The following is a 17029-nucleotide window of genomic DNA, read 5'->3' on the forward strand; positions in this document are numbered from 1 at the left end:
TTGACGACGGGCTTCACCACGGCGCCGGAACGGAGGCAGCGGGTGCACACGTTGATGGTGCGCACGGTGCCGTCGGCTTCCTGATGGCGGACAGCCTGAAGATTGGGGTTGAAGCGACGCTTGGTCTTGATATTGGAATGGCTCACAAGGTTACCCACCTGAGCTTTCTTGCCGCAGATTTCACACTGTTTACCCATGGTATATCCTCCATAAAAAAGCCCGTGTGGGGCGGAATGCTGCTGAAATTCGATACCTTTTGTATCGTAAGGACTGCTAGCAATAGCCTGTATTTGAAAAAAAGGCAAGTGGAAACGGCCGCAACTTCCGGGACGGAGCGCTCATGAAGGGCGGAACGATCCCGTCGATGTCCGCCATGAACGAGTGAAACCGCCTGACTTTTCAGAACATTAAAACATTCTCCAAAAAATTCGGCGACGACCTTCGGAAGCAGACGCTTCTCCCCGATCCGCCTTGCCCGATAAAAGTTTTCGGAAGGAGGAAGGGGGCGCGGGGGAAGGAGAAACGCCCTTGTTCAAAAGGGTTTACTCCTTCCCCGCTCATCCTAATCTTCAAAAAAGATAGGCGGCACGTCCGCGAGGGTGGCGACCATGACGGCCTTGATGGTGTGCTTGCGGTTTTCGGCTTCGTCGAAGACGATGGAGCTGGGGGACTCGAAGACCTCTTCCGTCACTTCCAGGGCGTCGAGGCCGAACTTCTGGTAGATCGATTCGCCCACGGCGGTTTCGCGGTTGTGGTAGGCGGGCAGGCAGTGCATGAACTTGCAGTCGGGGTTTCCGGTGAGCTCCATGACCCGGGCGTTCACCTGGTAGGGCAGGAGCTGCTCTATGCGTTCCTTCCACACCTCGTCGGGTTCGCCCATGGAGACCCACACGTCGGTATAGACGAAGTCGCAGCCCTTCACGCCTTCGGCCACGTTGTCGGTGCGTACGATTTCAGCACCCGACTTTTCAGCTTCGGCAAGGCACAAGTTGTAGATTTCGTCGCTGGTCTGGAGAGAAGCCGGGGCTACGGAACGGAACTTCATGCCCATTTTTGCCGCACCCATCATGAGGGAATTGCCCATGTTGTAGCGTGCGTCGCCGAGGTAGGCGAAGGTGATTTCTTCGAGCGGCTTGTCGCAGTGTTCGGTCATGGTGAGGAAGTCTGCGAGAATCTGCGTGGGGTGCGCTTCGTTGGTAAGGCCGTTCCATACCGGCACGGGGGAGAATTCGGCCAGCTTTTCCACGATGTTCTGACCGTAGCCGCGGTATTCTATGCCGTCGTACATGCGGGAGAGCACGCGGGCGGTGTCGGCCATGGACTCCTTCTTGCCTATCTGCGAGCCGTCGGAAAGATAGGTGGCGTGCGCGCCCTGATCGTAGAGGGAGGTTTCAAAGGCGCAGCGCGTGCGGGTGGAGGTTTTTTCAAACACCAGTGCGATGTTCTTACCTTTGAGGAACTGCGGTTCCTTGCCGTCTTTGCGAAGCTTCTTGAGCCGGGCGGCGAGGCGGAGAAGGTAGGCGAGTTCTTCCTTGCTGAAGTCGGCGATTTTCAGAAAGTCACGATTCTTGAGGTTGATCATGGAAGGCTCCTTGAAGGCTGGCATCAGAAGTGCAGCATCATGCCGACTTCGTCGCATTTATAGAATTTGGGGCATTTGCTGCATTCGGCCCAGACCACGGGAGAGAGGGTGTCGCGGTCCACGGCAGAGAAGCCGAGGGAAGAGAAGAATCCCGGGGCCAGAGTGAAGGTGAACACGTGCGCGGCACCGAGAGTGCGGGCGTCTTCGATGAGATCCTGCACGAGAAGTCTGCCTATGCCCTTTCGCTGAAGCTGCGGATGCACGGCCACGGAACGTACTTCGGCAAGGTCTTCCCACAGGACGTGCAGACCGCCGCAGGCAAGCACTGTTTCTCTGCCGTTCATCGTGGCGGTGATGACCCGGTAGTCCTGGATGTTCTGATAGAGATACAGCGGGCCTCTGGCCAGCATGATGCGCGCAGAGGCGAACTCGTTGATGAGATTGGACATGCCGTCCACGTCCTGTATTCTGGCCTTGCGGCTCGCGAGGTTTTCCGGAAGCGACAGACCGCTGATGTCGGGCAGCATGGACTGTTCGCCGGAAACGGCCGCCTGCGGAGCGGAAGCGAAACGATGCATGGGGATCCCCCTCTGAAAATAAGATGAGTCAGAAAAAATAGCGCCGTTCACCCGCGTTTGGCAAGGGTTTGAGCCCTCCGGAGCCGTTTTTCCCGGTATGCCGTATTCAGAAAGCATTTGCGCGCCATGAGGGATTCTGCTATGCTGACTCCCGCTCTTGTGATTTTTTAAACACGGTGGCAGAATGCTCCTGACGCCGGACGGCAAAGGCTGAGCCGTCCGCATGACCTGCGTCACCTTGCGAGACATTCGCCGAAAGTCCCGAGCATTCGGGCAAAGGAAAGGAATTATGAAAAAGGTAAGAGTTGCTATCAACGGCTTCGGCCGCATCGGTCGTCAGGTCTTTCGCGCCATGTACGGCAAGTATGCCGACAGCGCCGAAATCGTCGCCATCAATGACCTGATGGACGCCAATACCAATTTCCACCTGCTCCAGCACGACACCTCCTACGGTCCCTCTGCATTCACCTGCGAAGTGGCTTCCGAAAAGACCTCCGTGGGCGGCGTGGAATGCACCATGGTGAAGGTCGGCGACTGGAACGTGGCCTGCCTCGCCGAACGTGATCCCAACAATCTGCCCTGGAAGGATCTGGAAGTGGACGTGGTGGTGGAATCCACCGGCATCTTCCGCAGCGCTCCTCAGGCCGGCGTGCATCTGGAACGCGGCGCCAAGAAGGTCATCATTTCCGCTCCCGCCAAGCAGCCTGACCTCACCGTGGTCATGGGCGTGAACCAGGACATGTACGATCCCGCCAAGCACAACATTCTGTCCAACGCTTCCTGCACCACCAACTGCCTCGCTCCCGTGGCCAAGGTTCTGCATCAGGAATTCGGCCTCAAGCTCGGCAGCATGGTTACCGTGCACTCCTACACCAACGACCAGCGCATTCTCGACCTGCCCCACAAGGATCTGCGCCGCGCCCGCGCTGCCGCTCTGAACATCATTCCCACCAGCACCGGCGCCGCCAAGGCCGTGGCCGAAGTCATTCCCTCCCTCAAGGGTCGCTTCTCCGGCTATGCTCTGCGCGTGCCCACCCCCACCGTGTCCATCGTGGACTTCTCCGCCATTCTTGAAAAGTCCACCGATACCGAAACTCTGGTGAACGCCTTCCGCGCCGCTTCCGAGACCTACCTCAAGGGCATTCTCGGCGTGAACGACCTTCCCCTCGTTTCCATGGACTTCAAGGGCGATTCCCGTTCCTCCATCGTGGAATCCGAATACTGCACCGTGCAGGACGGCACCCTCGCCAAGGTGGTGAGCTGGTACGACAACGAATGGGCGTACTCCGTCCGCGTGACCGACCTCATCCACTACATGCAGAGCAAGGGTCTCTAAGACCGGCTCCGCGGCAGCGGAACAACGGATTCGCGCCGTGAGGCGCACCCGGCAAACAGACAGGCCGCCGCTCCGAAAAGGGGCGGCGGCTTTTTGCGGACTCTTGCTTAGACGAAACGCTCGGGGCATACTGCCGCCATGAAATTTTTTCCCAGTCAGTTTTCTCTGTTGAGCCAGGGTAAGGGAGCGCGAAGAAACTTCGGCTACTTCTTTCGCGTCATCTTCATCCTTACCGTATTCGTGGCCGTGTTCAGCGTCCTGTTTCACTACATCATGGAATATGAAGGCCGCGATTACTCCTGGATAACCGGCCTGTACTGGACGCTTACCGTCATGTCCACGCTGGGATTCGGCGACATCACCTTCAATTCCGATCTTGGACGGGCGTTTTCCATCGTGGTTCTGCTCACGGGCATCGTGGGGCTGCTCATTGTGCTGCCGTCTTCATTTATTCAGTTCGTCTATACGCCGTGGCTCGAGGCGCAGAAGAAAAAGGAAGTGCAGCACAGTCTTCCGGCGTCGGCGCGCAATCACGTCATCATCGTGGGAGTGAGTCCCGTGGCGCGCAACCTCGCGCAGGTGCTCGCCCGCTACGGCTTTCACAGTGTCCTTCTGTGCGCTACCACCCAGCAGGCGCTGGATCTCATGGATCTCGGGTTGCACGCCGTGGTCGGCGACTACGACGACGTGGAGGTCTACCGGGGGCTTCACGCCCAGAATGCCAGACTCGTGGTGGCCCTCGATACCGACGTGCGCAATATCAACGTGGCCTTCACTCTGCGCGAACTCGACAAGAATGTTCCCATGGTGTCCCGGGCCGAAAAGGACGAGTCCATCGATATTCTCAAGCTTGCGGGCTGCTCCTCGGTGTTTCAGTTCCGCAAGTCTCTGGGGCGTTCCCTTACCCGTCGCGTCATCACCGACAAGCTCAGCGTGAGCCCTCTCGTGACCTTCGGCCCTCTCGTCATTGCCGAGGCGCCGGTGAAGCAGACATCGCTTTCAGGGCTGACGCTCAAGGACAGCAACCTTCGCGGCAGAACGGGCGTCAACGTGGTGGGGCTCTGGGATCACGGCGTGTTCGAGCATCCCGGCCCGGATACTGTGCTTGCGGAACACAAGGTGCTCGTCATGGCAGGATCAAAGGAGCAGATGGCCGCGTTCTCCCGCGAGCTTGCGCGGGAAAGACCGGAGGAGACGAAGCCTGCGGGACGCGCTCCTGTGCTGGTCATCGGCGGCGGACGCGTGGGCACGGCTGCGGCCATGGAATTGAAGGCACGCGGACTCAACGTTGTGGTGGTGGACCGCTCGAACATCGCCTCGCGCATACCGGGCATACGCGTGCAGATAGGCGACGCTTCCGATCCCTTCACGCTGGAGCAGGCCGGCATCAAGACTTCTCCCTCCATACTCATCACCACGCATGACGACGATACAAACATCTACCTTACCATCTACTGTCGCCGTCTGCGTCCCGACGTGCAGATCATCACGCGCACCAATCTCGACCGCAACGTGCACGTCCTGCATATGGCGGGCGCGGATCTCGTGCTTTCGCTGGCGTCCATGGTGTCCAGCCAGATCATCAATCTTCTGGAGCCGGGCAGGGTGTTCATGCTCAACGAAGGGCTCAATATTTTCCGGGCAGTGGCCGGCGAAGGACTGGCGGGGAAGAACCTCGTGAACAGCGGCATACGCAAGAATCTGCGCTGCAACGTTGTTGCCGTGAAGACTGCCAGGGGTGAAATGCTGGTGAACCCCGACCCCATGCGCGAATTTCAGGCGGCGGACGAACTGTTTCTCATCGGTGACGCGGCGTCGGAAACGGCTTATTACGAGACCTACTGGCCGGACAGAGGACATCTGGTGCGGGAATGCGACCCCACGTGCGGCGACGAGTCGCGCCATGAGCCGGGACAGGGCTGGTTTGCCTGATGCGTGCCGACCGGAAATTTTTTCGAAAAGGAACGCATTCCGCCCGGAAAGGGGATACCACCGCGCCGATCTTTCCATGAACGGCGTATTTAACCTCGTATGATGCTTAATAAAATGGCTTTTTCTTCCGCGGTGGTCCCGGAGCGGAGAAAAACGAAAATTTTTTAAAAAAAACTTGACTGCCGGGGCCTTGAAAGCTACAAATAGACCTCGCCCATGTTATGGGCATTTCCCTGGACGGCAGGGAAGGGCAGATGGAATCTGTCCTGCTGTACTCTGAGCATTCGATCAGGGTTTTGACATTTGCAGGCGTCGCACATGCCTAAGATGTCAGACCTCGGCAATTCGGGACTTCGCGGATTGCAGGGTTTTCCGGTGGATGGGCAATCCATGCGCCGGGTGTGTGTTGGCTCCTGCGGGACCACCTGTTTGACGGAAAGAAATTTTCCGGACAGGCCAGGTTGGCGACCAGGATCGGCTAGTATGGACTTTTGCAGGGCTCGAACGGTTGCCATTGGTTCCGTTCTTCTCTTTATCCCCCGCATACATATCCATGAGCCGAACGACTTTGATGCTTTTCAAAGGCGTTTTTGGTCGTTGCCTGACTTTAGGTGTAGGAACGAAGGGCGCTTCTTCACGCAAGGTGAGCGTAAGAGCGCCTCATGAAATGACCGGCTCTTTGCCCGGTCAGCCGCCCTTTCGGCGGTGGATTCTCCGGCTGAAATACTCCGACAGGGATCAGCCGGAGCGGGTTTGCCAGAAAATGGAGATTCGCAATGACGACAGTTGGCAGTGATCGTATCCGTATCAAGCTTAAGGCTTACGATTACCGCATCCTGGACAAGGCTGTGGCGGAAATCGTGGACACTGCGCGCAATACCGGCGCTGGTGTGGCTGGGCCTATTCCTCTGCCCACCAACATTCACAAGTACACGATTCAGCGCTCGGTCCATGTGAACAAGAAGTCCCGTGAGCAGTTCGAGATGAGGGTCCACAAGCGCCTTATGGACATCCTCGACCCCACGCAGCAGACCGTGGACGCTCTGGGCAAGCTTTCCTTGCCCGCCGGCGTGGATGTGGAAATTAAGCTCTAGAGAGGGGCGTCATGTCTGAAAAAATGGGTATTATTGGACGAAAGCTGGGCATGACCCGTATTTTCGCCGATGACGGCAGCGCTGTTGCCGTTACTGTGGTCAAGGCAGGTCCCTGCCCCGTGACCCAGGTAAAGACGGTGGAAAACGACGGCTACAACGCTCTTCAGATCGCCTTTGAAGAAGTGGCTGAAAAGAAGGTGACCAAGGCTATGCGTGGTCACTTTGCCAAGGCCGGCGTGGCTCCCTGCCGCGAAGTTCGCGAGATTCGTCTCGCCGAACCGGCCGCCGTTGAAGTCGGCCAGGTCCTCACCGCCGAAGTGTTCGCCGCCGGCGACACCGTGAAGGTGACGGGTACCAGCATTGGTAAAGGTTATCAGGGCGTTATGCGCCGTTGGAACTTCCATGGCATGGACGATGGCCATGGCGACGAAAAGGTGCATCGTTCCGGTGGTTCCATCGGTAACAACACCTTCCCCGGACATGTGTTCAAGGGTAAGAAGATGGCCGGTCAGTGGGGCGCCGAACGCGTCACCACGCAGGGCCTGAAGATCGTGGAAGTTCGCCCCGAGGATAACGTCATCCTTATCAAGGGTGCCGTGCCCGGACCGAAGAACGGTCTGGTGCTGGTGCGCAAGCAGTAGTGCGCAACACAGGAGATGAAGCAATGGCTGTTATGAAAGTTTACGATCAGAACAATCAGGAAGCCGGGGAAGTCACCCTCGCTCCCGAAGTGTTCGAAGTCGAAGTGAGGCCGGAGATTCTGAACCTTGTGGTTCGTGCCTATCGCGCCGCCCAGCGTGCCGGTACTCACGCCGCCAAGACCCGTGCCTTCGTGTCCGGCGGTGGCAAGAAGCCCTTCAAGCAGAAGGGCACTGGCAATGCGCGTCAGGGTTCCAACCGTTCGCCCATCATGCGTGGTGGCGCGATCATCTTCGGACCCCAGCCGCGTGACTACAGCTTCAAGGTCAACAAGAAGGTGCGCGCTCTGGCTCTGCGCATGGCTCTTTCCTCCCGCGTGGCCGACGGCCTCAAGGTGGTCAAGGGCATTGAACTTGCCGAAGCCAAGACGAAGCTCTTCGCCGGCGTTGCCAAGAACCTTGGCCTGACCAAGGCTCTCGTGGTGGCCGCTCCCGAAGAAAACGGCGTGAATCCCACGCTCGCTCTCGCCGCCCGCAACCTCCCTGGTATCACCCTCGTCACCCCCGATGCCGTGACTGTGTACGATGTGCTCAATTGCAAGCAGCTCGTGGTGCTGGAAGGTGCTCTGCCCCATCTGGAAGAGAGACTGAAGTAGTCGCTCGCCTTGAAAGGAATGGACATGGATTACACGAAAATTCTTCTTCGGCCCGTGGTGACCGAAAAGGCCACCGCCCTTCGTGAAGAGGGCGTGTATGCCTTCTTCGTCGATACCAAGGCCAACAAGATCGAGATCGGTAAGGCAGTGGAAGAAGCCTTCAAGGTCAAGGTCATGAATGTCAATGTCATTACGGTCAAGCCGCGCCGTCGCGTGCGCCAGGGCCGCGTGAAGGGCCGCATCCCGGGCTATCGCAAGGCCTATGTGACCCTTGCCGCTGACAACAAAATCGATTTCTTCGAGGGAGTCTAGTCAATGGCTGTTCTGAAGATGAAACCGACCTCGGCTGGACGTCGTTTCCAGACTGTGTCCGACTTCGCTGAGATCACCAGATCCACGCCGGAAAAGTCCCTCACCGAAGGTCTTACCAAGAAGAGCGGCCGCAACAACAACGGTCGCGTTACCAGCCGTCGCCGTGGCGGCGGTCATAAGCGCCTGTATCGCATCATCGACTTCAAGCGCGACAAGATGGGCATTGCCGCCCGCGTCGCCGAAATCGAATACGATCCCAACCGTACCGCCCGCATTGCTCTTCTGAACTATGCCGACGGTGAAAAGCGCTACATTCTCGCTCCCGTGGGCATTCAGCAGGGCGACGTGATTGAAGCCGGCGACAAGGCCGACATCAAGCCCGGCAATGCTCTTGCCCTGAGCCGCATCCCTGTGGGCACCAACGTGCACAACATCGAGATGCATCCCGGCCGCGGCGGCCAGATGTGCCGTGCCGCCGGTACCTATGCCCAGCTCGTGGGCAAGGACGGCAAGTATGTCATCCTCCGCCTGCCTTCCGGTGAAGTGCGCAAGGTGCTCGCCACCTGCATCGCCACCGTCGGTCAGGTCGGCAACGTGCAGCATGAAAACATCAGCCTTGGCAAGGCCGGTCGCAACCGCTGGTTGAGCCGTCGTCCCAAGGTCCGCGGCGTCGCGATGAACCCTGTCGACCATCCTCTGGGTGGTGGTGAAGGTCGCAGCTCCGGTGGTCGTCATCCTGTGACTCCCTGGGGTATTCCTACCAAGGGCTACAAGACCCGCGCAAAGAAGAAGCCTTCCGGCCGTCTCATCATCAAGAGCCGCGGTCAGAAGTAAGAGGAGCCGGACATGCCCAGATCTCTTAAAAAAGGTCCCTTTGTGGACGGCAGCCTCATGAAGAAGGTAGACGCGGCCGTTGCCAGCAACGACCACAAGGTCATCAAGACCTGGTCCCGCCGTTCCATGATTCTGCCTGAAATGGTTGGTTTGACGTTCGCCGTGCACAACGGCAAGAAGTTCATCCCGGTCTTCGTGACGGAAAACATGGTCGGTCACAAGATGGGCGAATTCGCGCCCACTCGTACGTTCCACGGCCACGCTGCGGACAAGAAGACGAAAGCGGTCAAAAAATAGCGAGTAACGTTCATGAAATCGAAAGCAATCTGCAAGTTTCAGCGCGTTTCTCCCCGCAAGACCCGTCTGGTTGCCCAGAACATCAAGGGTCTTCCTGTGGAAGATGCCCTGAACCAGCTCAAGTTCACGCCCAACAAGCCTGCCGGTGTTCTTTACGGAGTGGTTCGTTCGGCGCTGGCCAACGCCTCCCAGTTCCCTGGCATTGATGTGGACTCCATGTACGTCAAGGACGTGGTGGTCAACGAAGGCCCCACCTGGAAGCGCTTCATGCCTCGTTCTCAGGGTCGTGCTATGCACATTCGCAAGCGTACCAGCCACATTACCGTAATTCTCGCGGAAGGACAGGAATAGGCTATGGGTCAGAAAGTACATCCTTACGGCTTCCGTTTGGGATATAATAAGAATTGGCAGTCTCGCTGGTTCAGCAAGAAGGAATACGCTTCCTTCGTGTTTGAAGACCACAACATCCGCAAGTACGTGAAGAAGCTTCTCTACAGCGCCGGTGTTGCCAGAATCGAGATCGAACGTTTCGGCGGACGCATCCGCCTCATCCTTTCCACCGCCCGTCCCGGCATCGTCATCGGCCGCAAGGGTGCGGAAATTGAAAAGCTTCGCGCTGACCTCAAGAAGAAGTTCGGCCGTGACTTCACTCTCGAAGTGAACGAAATCCGCCGTCCTGAAATCGAAGCTCAGCTCGTTGCCGAAAACATCGCCATGCAGCTGGAACGCCGCGTCGCCTTCCGCCGCGCCATGAAGCGCACCGTGCAGATGGCCCGCAAGTTCGGCGCCGAAGGCATCAAGATTTCCTGCGCCGGCCGTCTCGCCGGTGCCGAAATCGCCCGTTCCGAATGGTATCGTGACGGCCGCGTGCCGCTTCAGACCCTGCGTGCCGACATCGACTTCGGTTTTGCCGAAGCCCACACCACCTATGGCCTCATCGGCATCAAGGCGTGGGTTTACAAGGGTGAAATCCTTGATAAAGAGGTTGAACAATAATGCTTGCTCCCAAGAGAATTAAATTCCGCAAGTGGCAGAAAGGCCGCCTGCGTGGCCCGGCCAACCGTGGCGCTACCATCGCGTTTGGTGAAATTGGCCTGAAGGCTGTCGAACATGGCAAGCTTTCCAGTCAGCAGATTGAAGCCGCCCGTATCGCCATGATGCGCCACATCCGCCGCGGCGGCAAAGTCTGGATCAGGGTGTTCCCCGATCATCCCGTGACCGCCAAGCCTCTGGCCACTCGTCAGGGTAGCGGTAAGGGTGCCCCTGTGGGCTGGTGCGCACCGGTCAAGCCCGGCCGCGTGCTGTATGAAATCAAGGGTGTCGACCTTGAACTCGCCAAGCGCGCCCTCACGCTGGCCAGCCACAAGCTGCCTGTGAAGACCGTGATCGTGGTGAGAGAGGGGGCCTTCGAATGAAAATGAAGGAAGTTCGCGAAATGAGCGTCGAGCAGCTCCAGGCGAAGCTGACTGAACTGCGTCAGGAACTTTTCAACCTGCGCTTCCAGCATGCCACTGCTCAGTTGGAAAAGACGGCGTCCATTCCGGCCACCAAGAAAGATATTGCCCGTGTGCTGACGGCTCTGGCCGCGGCCGCGAAGAACTAGGAGCGGATATGAACAGCGCAATCGAACAGCGCAACGGCAGAACGCTCGTCGGAACTGTGATCAGCGACAAGTGCGACAAGACCATTGTCGTCCTCGTTGAAACTCTGGTTCAGCATCCGCTTCTCAAGAAGTACATTCGTCGGCGCAAGAAGTTCACCGCCCACGATCCTATGAATGAGTGCGGCATCGGCGACAAGGTCAAGATTGTGGAATACCGGCCCATGAGCCGGAACAAGCGCTGGCACCTGGTGTCCGTGCTTGAAAAGGCCGTCTAGTCCCATTCGGGCTGACTAAAAGGAAACACTATGATCCAGGTAGAATCCAGACTCCAGGTGGCCGACAACTCCGGCGCCAAGGAAGTGGCCTGCATCAAGGTGCTGGGCGGCTCTCACCGTCGCTATGCCACGGTGGGCGATATCATCATGGTGTCCGTGAAGGACGCCATCCCCCACGCCAAGGTGAAGAAGGGCGATGTCATGGAAGCCGTGGTCGTGCGTACCGCCAAGGAAGTGCGCCGCGCCGACGGTTCCTACATCAAGTTCGATACGAACGCCGCCGTGCTTCTGACCAAGCAGGGTGAACCTGTGGGTACCCGTATCTTCGGACCCGTTGCCCGCGAACTTCGCGCCCGCAACTTCATGAAGATCGTGTCCCTTGCCCCTGAAGTGCTGTAGGAGCCAAGGCTATGAAACAGTTTCGTATTCATAAAGACGACAAGGTGATGGTGATCGCCGGCAAGGACGAAGGCAAGATCGGTAAGGTTCTGAAGGTCCTGCGCAAGTCCGACCGCATTCTGGTTGAGAAGGTGAACGTTGTGAAGCGCAACGTGCGCCCCAACCCCTACAAGCGCGAAGCCGGCGGCATCGTTGAAAAGGAAATGCCTATCCACGTCTCCAACCTGATGGTGGTTTGCCCGCACTGTGCAAAGCCCACCCGCGTTGGTTATCGGGCGACCGAAGACGGGAAGAAAGTCCGTTTCTGCAAGAAGTGCAACGAAACCCTCTAGAAGGTGAACGACGATGACCCGTCTGGAAACGATATACCGTGAGAAGGTGGTCCCGGCATTGCAGAAGGAGTTCGCTTACAAGTCTCCTATGCAGATCCCTGGGATCGAGAAGATCTCCCTGAATATCGGTCTTGGTTCTGCCAACCAGAACCAGAAGCTGATCGACGACTGCGTGGCAGACCTGACCGCCATTGCCGGCCAGAAGGCCGTAGTCACCCGCGCCAAGAAGTCCATTGCTGCGTTCAAGCTGCGTGAAGGCATGCCCATCGGCGTGCGCGTCACCCTGCGCAAGGACGCCATGTGGGACTTCCTTGACAAACTCATGAACTTCGCCATGCCCCGCGTCCGCGACTTCCGCGGCATCCCGGATCGTGGCTTCGATGGTCGTGGCAACTTCACCCTCGGCATCAAGGAACACACCATTTTCCCCGAAATGGAATCCGACCGTGTGGAAAACCCCGTGGGTATGAACATCACCATCGTGACCTCCGCAACCACGGACAAGGAAAGCAAGCTGATGCTCGAGCAGCTCGGCATGCCTTTCCGCAAGTAAGGAGTGAGCAATGGCTCGTACTGCTCTTAAAGTAAAAGCCGCCCGCAAGCCCAAGTTTGCTGTTCGCGCTTACAATCGCTGCCCTGTGTGCGGTCGTCCCCATGCTTTCATGCGTCAGTTCGGCCTCTGCCGTATCTGCTTCCGCAAAAAGGCGCTGAACGGCGAACTGCCCGGCGTCCGCAAATCCAGCTGGTAGTTCCAGCTAACTTTCAGGAGTTATACCATGTTGACCGATCCCATTGCCGATATGCTCACGCGTATCCGCAACGCACACCTGGCCCTTCACAAGGAAGTAAGTGTGCCGCGCTCGAAGATGAAGGAAGCCATGGCGTCCATCCTCAAGCAGGAAGGCTATGTGGAAGATGTTACCGTCGATGACCGTAACATCACCATTGCGCTGAAGTATGTGAAGGGGCGTCCGGCCATTACGGGCCTCAAGCGCATCAGCAAGCCTGGTCGCCGTGTCTATGTGGGCGCTCATCAGATTCCCCGCGTTCAGAATGGTCTTGGCATCTGCATCCTGTCCACTTCCCGTGGCGTTCTGGACGGCATGACCGCTCAGGCAGACAAGACTGGCGGCGAACTTCTTTGCGAAGTCTGGTGATCGCGGCGTAACTGCCGTTGACCTTCAGCCAAGGTAGAATACATATGTCGAGAATAGGTAAACAGCCCATCGAGCTTCCCAAGGGCGTGGAAGTTAAGTTGGGTGAAGATATGGTCGAAGTGAAAGGCCCCAAGGGGACCCTGCAGACTCCGATTTGCAGCCTGCTGAACTACGAAATCGCCGATGGTCACCTTACCATCACCCGCAAGGATGACACCCGCGAGAGCAACGCTCAGCACGGCCTGCGCCGTACCCTCATCGCCAACTGCGTTGAGGGCGTGAGCAAGGGTTTCTCCAAGACTCTCGAAGTCATCGGCGTGGGCTTCAAGGTGGCCGTGAAGGGCAACATCATTGACCTTTCCGTCGGTTACTCCCACCCCGTGCTGCTTGAGCTTCCCAAGGGTCTGGAAGCCAAGGCGGAGGGCACCAAGCTTACCATTTCCGGTATTGACAAGGAACTGGTGGGCGAATTTGCCGCCCGCGTCCGCCGTGTGCGCGAGCCCGAACCCTACAAGGGCAAGGGCATCAAGTATGAAAATGAAATCATCCGTCGCAAGGCCGGCAAGTCCGGCGGCAAGGGCAAATAGGGGTAACGGACATGATTCTTTCTAAGAATGAAAGCCGGAAGCGCCGCAAGGTGCATATCCGGAAGAAGATTTCCGGCACGGTCGAAAGACCCCGTCTGGTTGTGTACCGTTCCAACCTGCATATCTACGCCCAGGTTGTGGATGATGCCTCCGGCAACACGCTGGTAGCCACCTCCACCCTCGCCCTGTCCAAGGGCGGCGAGAAGGCTTCCTGCAACAAGGCTGGTGCAGAACGCGTGGGCAAGGAAATTGCCCGCCTGGCCCTGGAGAAGGACATCCATAAGGTTGTCTTCGATCGTAACGGCTATCTGTATCACGGTCGCGTGAAGGCTGTCGCCGAAGGCGCCCGTGAAGGCGGCCTCGAATTCTAGTGGTCCAATCGGACAACAAGAGCAGGATAAATATGGAACAGCAGCAGCAAACGCAGCAGGATTCCGGCTACATTGAAAAGATCGTTAGTCTGAACCGTGTTGCCAAGGTCGTGAAGGGTGGCCGTCGTTTCAGCTTCAGCGCCCTCATCGTCGTTGGCGACGGCAAGGGCAATGTGGGCTACGGCCTCGGCAAGGCTCAGGAAGTGCCTGAAGCCCTCCGCAAGGCTACCGAACGTGCCCGCAAGTCCATGGTTCGGGTTCCCCTGGTGGAAGGCACCCTGCCTTATGAAGTGCTCGGCCGCTTCGGTGCCGGTCGCGTTCTTCTGAAGCCCGCCTCCCGCGGTACCGGCATCATCGCCGGCGGCGCCGTGCGCGCCGTCATGGAAGCCGCCGGTGTCACCGACGTGCTCGCCAAGGCTATCGGTACCAACAACCCGCACAACGTTCTTCGCGCCGCCGTGGCCGGACTCAGCTCCCTGCGCAGCGCCGAGGAAGTTTCCGAAGTGCGCGGCAAGAAACTGGAAGCCCCCCGCAAGTAAGGGTCATAAGGTAGAGTACCATGTCTGAAATCAAGGTGAAGCTCATCAAAAGCCGTATCGGCACGACCCCTGCCCAGAAGAAGGTTCTGGACGCCATGGGCCTGCGCCGTCGTGAGATGGTAAAAACCCTTAAGGATAACGCCGCCACCCGCGGCATGATCGCCAGCGTGTCCCACCTGGTTGAGGTCATTGCATAATGAGACTTAACGATCTGTATCCTTTCCCTGAAGAACGCAAGGGTCGCAAGCGTGTCGGCCGCGGTGCCGGTTCCGGTCTCGGCGGCACTTCCGGCAAGGGCCACAAGGGCCAGAACGCCCGTTCCGGCGGCGGTGTCCGTCCCGGCTTCGAAGGCGGTCAGATGCCCCTGCAGCGCCGTCTGCCCAAGCGTGGCTTCAAGAACTATCTGTTCAAGGTGACCTACGAAGTCATTAACCTCGATCGTCTGCTGGCGGCCTTCCCCGATCAGAAGGAAATCACGCTGGAAGACATCTACAGCCGCGGTCTCGTCAAGAGCGCCCTCGTGAAGATCCTAGGCGAAGGCGAAGTGACCCGCCCCGTCAGCATTGAAGCCTTCCGCTTCAGCCAGTCTGCCAAGGACAAGATTCTTGCCGCCGGCGGCGAAGTGAAGGAACTTCTCGCCGACGCTGAAGAACCCGCTACCTCCGAGGAATAAGACGTGGCGAACGGCGTGGACAAAATGGCGCAAATGCCTGAGCTGCGTAAAAAGCTGGCATGGACCCTTTTCATCCTGTGCATGTACAGGGTGGGGGTCCATGTTCCGGTGCCTGGCATTGATGCCGGCGCGCTGTCTCACTTTTTCGCCAGTATGCAGGGGTCGGTCTTTGCTCTGCTCGACATGTTCTCCGGCGGCGGCCTCAGAAACGTTTCTGTGTTCGCCCTCGGCATCATGCCCTACATTTCGGCGTCCATCATTCTGCAGCTCCTGCAGGTGGTGAGCCCCGACATCAAGCGCATGGCCAAGGAGGAAGGGCAGGCAGGCAGACGCAAGATCACGCAGTACACGCGATATCTCACTGTCGCGATCACTCTTATACAGGGCTTCGGCATTGCCGCTCTTCTGGAAGGCATGGTCAGCCCTGAAAATGCTCCCGTCGTCATGAATCCCGGCTGGGAATTCCGTCTGGTGACCATCGTCACTCTGACGGCAGGTACCATCCTCATCATGTGGCTTGGCGAGCAGATTACCGCCAAAGGCATAGGAAACGGCATATCGCTCATCATCTTCTCCGGTATCGTGGTCGGCATTCCGAGCGCTCTCATGCGCTCCTATCAGCTGATCAAGGCCGGCGACATGAATGTGCTGTTTGCCATTTTCATCCTTGTCATGATGCTTGCCGTCACGGTGGGTATCGTCTTCGTTGAGCGTGCTCAGCGCAGAATCCCCATCCAGTACGCCAAGCGTCAGATCGGCCGCAAGATGTACGGCGGTCAGACCACCCATCTGCCTCTGCGCATCAACACCGCGGGCGTCATTCCCCCCATCTTCGCTCAGAGCCTTCTGCTCTTCCCGGCGACCGTGGCGGGATTTTCCACCGCCGAGTGGCTGCAGACGGTGGTGTCGTGGTTCCGTCCCACGTCCATCGTGTACAACATCATCTTTGTGGCTCTGATCTTCTTCTTCTGCTTCTTCTATACCGCCATCATCTTCGATCCGAAGGACATAGCGGAGAATCTGAAGAAGGCAGGCGGGTTCGTCCCCGGCATTCGTCCCGGCGACAAGACCCGTGAATACATTGATAACGTGCTTACTCGTCTTACCTTGTGGGGCGGCATCTACATTTCCATCATCTCCGTGCTGCCCATGCTGCTGATCGCTCAGTTCAACGTGCCTTTCTACTTCGGCGGAACCAGCCTTCTGATTCTCGTCGGCGTGGCCATCGACTTCATGAGCCAGGTGGAATCTCACCTCATTTCTCAGCAGTATGAAGGCCTCATGAGCAAAGCAAGAAAGGGATAGGCATGAAAAAGTTTCGGGGCATTTTTATCAAGAATGAGCATGAGATCGAACTCATGCGCGTTGCCAACGGCATGACGGCGACCATTCTTGACGAACTGGTGGCCAACGTGCGTCCCGGCGTTCCCACCATATTTTTCGACGAACTGGCCCGCAAGATGTGCCGCGACATGGGCGTTGTGCCCAACTTCCTCAACTACTGCGGCTATCCTTTTGCGCTGTGCTGTTCCGTCAACGAGACCATTATTCACGGTTTTCCTTCAAAGGACATCATCTTGAAGGAAGGGGACATTGTCAGTTTTGACATGGGCGTGAATTACAAGGGTTTCAACGGGGATTCCGCCCGCACCGCATTCTGCGGCGAGGTATCGGACGAAGCCAGGCATCTTTCCGACGTGACGAAGCGCTGTCTTGAACTCGGAATCGCCGAGGCTCACCCCGGCAACAATCTCTATGCGATTTCGGCGGCGGTGCAGCGTCATGCCGAAATGGAAGGGCTCCATGTGATCCGTGATTTCGTCGGGCATGGCAT

Annotated in this window: 28 protein-coding genes; 25 read left to right on the plus strand and 3 right to left on the minus strand. The window is 57.9% G+C overall.

Annotated features, from left to right (window positions below):
* The 3 genes from rpmB to Q0J81_RS07115 all read right to left on the minus strand — a co-directional run.
* A partial coding sequence (gene rpmB / locus Q0J81_RS07105; RefSeq protein ID WP_294446835.1) for a 50S ribosomal protein L28 occupies positions 1-197 on the minus strand: 197 nt, incomplete at its 3' end.
* A gap of 365 nt (positions 198-562) precedes the next feature.
* Complete coding sequence (argF, locus tag Q0J81_RS07110; RefSeq protein WP_294446837.1) at positions 563-1582, minus strand: ornithine carbamoyltransferase; 1020 nt, start codon at positions 1580-1582, stop codon at positions 563-565.
* 23 nt (positions 1583-1605) lie between these two features.
* Positions 1606-2160, minus strand: coding sequence for an N-acetyltransferase (locus tag Q0J81_RS07115; RefSeq protein ID WP_294446838.1), 555 nt, complete (start codon positions 2158-2160; stop codon positions 1606-1608).
* A 289-nt stretch (positions 2161-2449) separates the two neighbouring features.
* On the opposite strand from Q0J81_RS07115, the gene gap reads away from it, so the two are divergent.
* From gap to Q0J81_RS07240, 25 genes are all read left to right on the plus strand, one after another.
* On the plus strand, positions 2450-3496 hold the full coding sequence (gene gap / locus Q0J81_RS07120) for a type I glyceraldehyde-3-phosphate dehydrogenase (RefSeq protein WP_294446839.1): 1047 nt from the start codon (positions 2450-2452) through the stop codon (positions 3494-3496).
* A gap of 138 nt (positions 3497-3634) precedes the next feature.
* Complete coding sequence (locus Q0J81_RS07125; RefSeq protein WP_294446840.1) at positions 3635-5428, plus strand: TrkA family potassium uptake protein; 1794 nt, start codon at positions 3635-3637, stop codon at positions 5426-5428.
* A gap of 776 nt (positions 5429-6204) precedes the next feature.
* Positions 6205-6522 (plus strand): 30S ribosomal protein S10, encoded by a 318-nt coding sequence (gene rpsJ / locus Q0J81_RS07130; RefSeq protein ID WP_294446841.1) that lies wholly within the window; start codon positions 6205-6207, stop codon positions 6520-6522.
* Between the two features lie 11 nt (positions 6523-6533).
* Positions 6534-7163 carry a 50S ribosomal protein L3 gene (rplC, locus tag Q0J81_RS07135; protein WP_294446842.1) on the plus strand — a complete coding sequence of 210 codons (630 nt, stop codon included), beginning with the start codon at positions 6534-6536 and terminating at the stop codon, positions 7161-7163.
* 23 nt (positions 7164-7186) lie between these two features.
* Positions 7187-7816, plus strand: coding sequence for a 50S ribosomal protein L4 (gene rplD / locus Q0J81_RS07140; protein ID WP_294446843.1), 630 nt, complete (start codon positions 7187-7189; stop codon positions 7814-7816).
* 24 nt (positions 7817-7840) lie between these two features.
* Positions 7841-8128 carry a 50S ribosomal protein L23 gene (gene rplW, locus Q0J81_RS07145; protein WP_294446844.1) on the plus strand — a complete coding sequence of 96 codons (288 nt, stop codon included), beginning with the start codon at positions 7841-7843 and terminating at the stop codon, positions 8126-8128.
* Between the two features lie 3 nt (positions 8129-8131).
* A complete protein-coding gene (rplB, locus tag Q0J81_RS07150; protein WP_294446845.1) occupies positions 8132-8962 on the plus strand; it encodes a 50S ribosomal protein L2 in 831 nt (276 codons plus the stop codon).
* A gap of 12 nt (positions 8963-8974) precedes the next feature.
* Entirely contained in the window at positions 8975-9259 is a 285-nt protein-coding gene (gene rpsS, locus Q0J81_RS07155) for a 30S ribosomal protein S19 (RefSeq protein WP_077071454.1), read from the plus strand.
* A gap of 12 nt (positions 9260-9271) precedes the next feature.
* A complete protein-coding gene (gene rplV / locus Q0J81_RS07160) occupies positions 9272-9610 on the plus strand; it encodes a 50S ribosomal protein L22 (protein ID WP_294446847.1) in 339 nt (112 codons plus the stop codon).
* A 3-nt stretch (positions 9611-9613) separates the two neighbouring features.
* Entirely contained in the window at positions 9614-10255 is a 642-nt protein-coding gene (rpsC, locus tag Q0J81_RS07165; protein WP_294446848.1) for a 30S ribosomal protein S3, read from the plus strand.
* A complete protein-coding gene (gene rplP / locus Q0J81_RS07170) occupies positions 10255-10674 on the plus strand; it encodes a 50S ribosomal protein L16 (RefSeq protein WP_294446851.1) in 420 nt (139 codons plus the stop codon). The genes rpsC and rplP overlap by 1 nt, the downstream gene beginning before the upstream one ends.
* Positions 10671-10862, plus strand: coding sequence for a 50S ribosomal protein L29 (rpmC, locus tag Q0J81_RS07175; protein ID WP_294446854.1), 192 nt, complete (start codon positions 10671-10673; stop codon positions 10860-10862). The genes rplP and rpmC overlap by 4 nt, the downstream gene beginning before the upstream one ends.
* Before the next feature lie 8 nt (positions 10863-10870).
* Positions 10871-11137: a 30S ribosomal protein S17 gene (rpsQ, locus tag Q0J81_RS07180; RefSeq protein ID WP_294446855.1), complete on the plus strand. Its 267-nt coding sequence runs from the start codon at positions 10871-10873 to the stop codon at positions 11135-11137.
* Between the two features lie 30 nt (positions 11138-11167).
* The gene (gene rplN, locus Q0J81_RS07185) at positions 11168-11536 is read left to right on the plus strand and encodes a 50S ribosomal protein L14 (RefSeq protein ID WP_077071448.1); all 369 of its coding nucleotides are present in this window, start codon (positions 11168-11170) and stop codon (positions 11534-11536) included.
* A gap of 11 nt (positions 11537-11547) precedes the next feature.
* Positions 11548-11868: a 50S ribosomal protein L24 gene (gene rplX / locus Q0J81_RS07190; RefSeq protein ID WP_077071447.1), complete on the plus strand. Its 321-nt coding sequence runs from the start codon at positions 11548-11550 to the stop codon at positions 11866-11868.
* Between the two features lie 13 nt (positions 11869-11881).
* The gene (gene rplE, locus Q0J81_RS07195; RefSeq protein ID WP_294446857.1) at positions 11882-12421 is read left to right on the plus strand and encodes a 50S ribosomal protein L5; all 540 of its coding nucleotides are present in this window, start codon (positions 11882-11884) and stop codon (positions 12419-12421) included.
* A 10-nt stretch (positions 12422-12431) separates the two neighbouring features.
* Positions 12432-12617, plus strand: a complete 186-nt coding sequence (locus Q0J81_RS07200) for a type Z 30S ribosomal protein S14 (protein WP_077071445.1) — start codon at positions 12432-12434, stop codon at positions 12615-12617.
* 27 nt (positions 12618-12644) lie between these two features.
* On the plus strand, positions 12645-13025 hold the full coding sequence (rpsH, locus tag Q0J81_RS07205; protein ID WP_294446863.1) for a 30S ribosomal protein S8: 381 nt from the start codon (positions 12645-12647) through the stop codon (positions 13023-13025).
* A 44-nt stretch (positions 13026-13069) separates the two neighbouring features.
* Entirely contained in the window at positions 13070-13612 is a 543-nt protein-coding gene (rplF, locus tag Q0J81_RS07210; protein ID WP_294446864.1) for a 50S ribosomal protein L6, read from the plus strand.
* Positions 13613-13623: 11 nt separating this feature from the next.
* Positions 13624-13983: a 50S ribosomal protein L18 gene (rplR, locus tag Q0J81_RS07215; protein WP_294446865.1), complete on the plus strand. Its 360-nt coding sequence runs from the start codon at positions 13624-13626 to the stop codon at positions 13981-13983.
* A gap of 32 nt (positions 13984-14015) precedes the next feature.
* Positions 14016-14522 carry a 30S ribosomal protein S5 gene (gene rpsE, locus Q0J81_RS07220; RefSeq protein WP_294446866.1) on the plus strand — a complete coding sequence of 169 codons (507 nt, stop codon included), beginning with the start codon at positions 14016-14018 and terminating at the stop codon, positions 14520-14522.
* A 20-nt stretch (positions 14523-14542) separates the two neighbouring features.
* Complete coding sequence (rpmD, locus tag Q0J81_RS07225; RefSeq protein ID WP_294446867.1) at positions 14543-14719, plus strand: 50S ribosomal protein L30; 177 nt, start codon at positions 14543-14545, stop codon at positions 14717-14719.
* Complete coding sequence (rplO, locus tag Q0J81_RS07230) at positions 14719-15195, plus strand: 50S ribosomal protein L15 (protein ID WP_294446868.1); 477 nt, start codon at positions 14719-14721, stop codon at positions 15193-15195. Before rpmD ends, rplO begins: the two co-directional genes overlap by 1 nt.
* A gap of 24 nt (positions 15196-15219) precedes the next feature.
* Positions 15220-16500 (plus strand): preprotein translocase subunit SecY, encoded by a 1281-nt coding sequence (gene secY, locus Q0J81_RS07235; protein ID WP_294446872.1) that lies wholly within the window; start codon positions 15220-15222, stop codon positions 16498-16500.
* Between the two features lie 2 nt (positions 16501-16502).
* On the plus strand, positions 16503-17029 hold a 527-nt coding region (locus tag Q0J81_RS07240), incomplete at its 3' end, for a M24 family metallopeptidase (RefSeq protein ID WP_294446870.1).

The sequence above is a fragment of the uncultured Mailhella sp. genome (assembly GCF_944324575.1).
GTDB lineage: Bacteria > Desulfobacterota > Desulfovibrionia > Desulfovibrionales > Desulfovibrionaceae > Mailhella.

What these genes read in the sequence shown, in the direction of transcription:
- argF (WP_294446837.1), bottom strand. Translation starts at nt 1,582, where the DNA reads ATGATCAACCTCAAGAATCGTGACTTTCTGAAAATCGCCGACTTCAGC.
- Q0J81_RS07115 (WP_294446838.1), bottom strand. Translation starts at nt 2,160, where the DNA reads ATGCATCGTTTCGCTTCCGCTCCGCAGGCGGCCGTTTCCGGCGAACAG.
- gap (WP_294446839.1), top strand. Translation starts at nt 2,450, where the DNA reads ATGAAAAAGGTAAGAGTTGCTATCAACGGCTTCGGCCGCATCGGTCGT.
- Q0J81_RS07125 (WP_294446840.1), top strand. Translation starts at nt 3,635, where the DNA reads ATGAAATTTTTTCCCAGTCAGTTTTCTCTGTTGAGCCAGGGTAAGGGA.
- rpsJ (WP_294446841.1), top strand. Translation starts at nt 6,205, where the DNA reads ATGACGACAGTTGGCAGTGATCGTATCCGTATCAAGCTTAAGGCTTAC.
- rplC (WP_294446842.1), top strand. Translation starts at nt 6,534, where the DNA reads ATGTCTGAAAAAATGGGTATTATTGGACGAAAGCTGGGCATGACCCGT.
- rplD (WP_294446843.1), top strand. Translation starts at nt 7,187, where the DNA reads ATGGCTGTTATGAAAGTTTACGATCAGAACAATCAGGAAGCCGGGGAA.
- rplW (WP_294446844.1), top strand. Translation starts at nt 7,841, where the DNA reads ATGGATTACACGAAAATTCTTCTTCGGCCCGTGGTGACCGAAAAGGCC.
- rplB (WP_294446845.1), top strand. Translation starts at nt 8,132, where the DNA reads ATGGCTGTTCTGAAGATGAAACCGACCTCGGCTGGACGTCGTTTCCAG.
- rpsS (WP_077071454.1), top strand. Translation starts at nt 8,975, where the DNA reads ATGCCCAGATCTCTTAAAAAAGGTCCCTTTGTGGACGGCAGCCTCATG.
- rplV (WP_294446847.1), top strand. Translation starts at nt 9,272, where the DNA reads ATGAAATCGAAAGCAATCTGCAAGTTTCAGCGCGTTTCTCCCCGCAAG.
- rpsC (WP_294446848.1), top strand. Translation starts at nt 9,614, where the DNA reads ATGGGTCAGAAAGTACATCCTTACGGCTTCCGTTTGGGATATAATAAG.
- rplP (WP_294446851.1), top strand. Translation starts at nt 10,255, where the DNA reads ATGCTTGCTCCCAAGAGAATTAAATTCCGCAAGTGGCAGAAAGGCCGC.
- rpmC (WP_294446854.1), top strand. Translation starts at nt 10,671, where the DNA reads ATGAAAATGAAGGAAGTTCGCGAAATGAGCGTCGAGCAGCTCCAGGCG.
- rpsQ (WP_294446855.1), top strand. Translation starts at nt 10,871, where the DNA reads ATGAACAGCGCAATCGAACAGCGCAACGGCAGAACGCTCGTCGGAACT.
- rplN (WP_077071448.1), top strand. Translation starts at nt 11,168, where the DNA reads ATGATCCAGGTAGAATCCAGACTCCAGGTGGCCGACAACTCCGGCGCC.
- rplX (WP_077071447.1), top strand. Translation starts at nt 11,548, where the DNA reads ATGAAACAGTTTCGTATTCATAAAGACGACAAGGTGATGGTGATCGCC.
- rplE (WP_294446857.1), top strand. Translation starts at nt 11,882, where the DNA reads ATGACCCGTCTGGAAACGATATACCGTGAGAAGGTGGTCCCGGCATTG.
- Q0J81_RS07200 (WP_077071445.1), top strand. Translation starts at nt 12,432, where the DNA reads ATGGCTCGTACTGCTCTTAAAGTAAAAGCCGCCCGCAAGCCCAAGTTT.
- rpsH (WP_294446863.1), top strand. Translation starts at nt 12,645, where the DNA reads ATGTTGACCGATCCCATTGCCGATATGCTCACGCGTATCCGCAACGCA.
- rplF (WP_294446864.1), top strand. Translation starts at nt 13,070, where the DNA reads ATGTCGAGAATAGGTAAACAGCCCATCGAGCTTCCCAAGGGCGTGGAA.
- rplR (WP_294446865.1), top strand. Translation starts at nt 13,624, where the DNA reads ATGATTCTTTCTAAGAATGAAAGCCGGAAGCGCCGCAAGGTGCATATC.
- rpsE (WP_294446866.1), top strand. Translation starts at nt 14,016, where the DNA reads ATGGAACAGCAGCAGCAAACGCAGCAGGATTCCGGCTACATTGAAAAG.
- rpmD (WP_294446867.1), top strand. Translation starts at nt 14,543, where the DNA reads ATGTCTGAAATCAAGGTGAAGCTCATCAAAAGCCGTATCGGCACGACC.
- rplO (WP_294446868.1), top strand. Translation starts at nt 14,719, where the DNA reads ATGAGACTTAACGATCTGTATCCTTTCCCTGAAGAACGCAAGGGTCGC.
- secY (WP_294446872.1), top strand. Translation starts at nt 15,220, where the DNA reads ATGGCGCAAATGCCTGAGCTGCGTAAAAAGCTGGCATGGACCCTTTTC.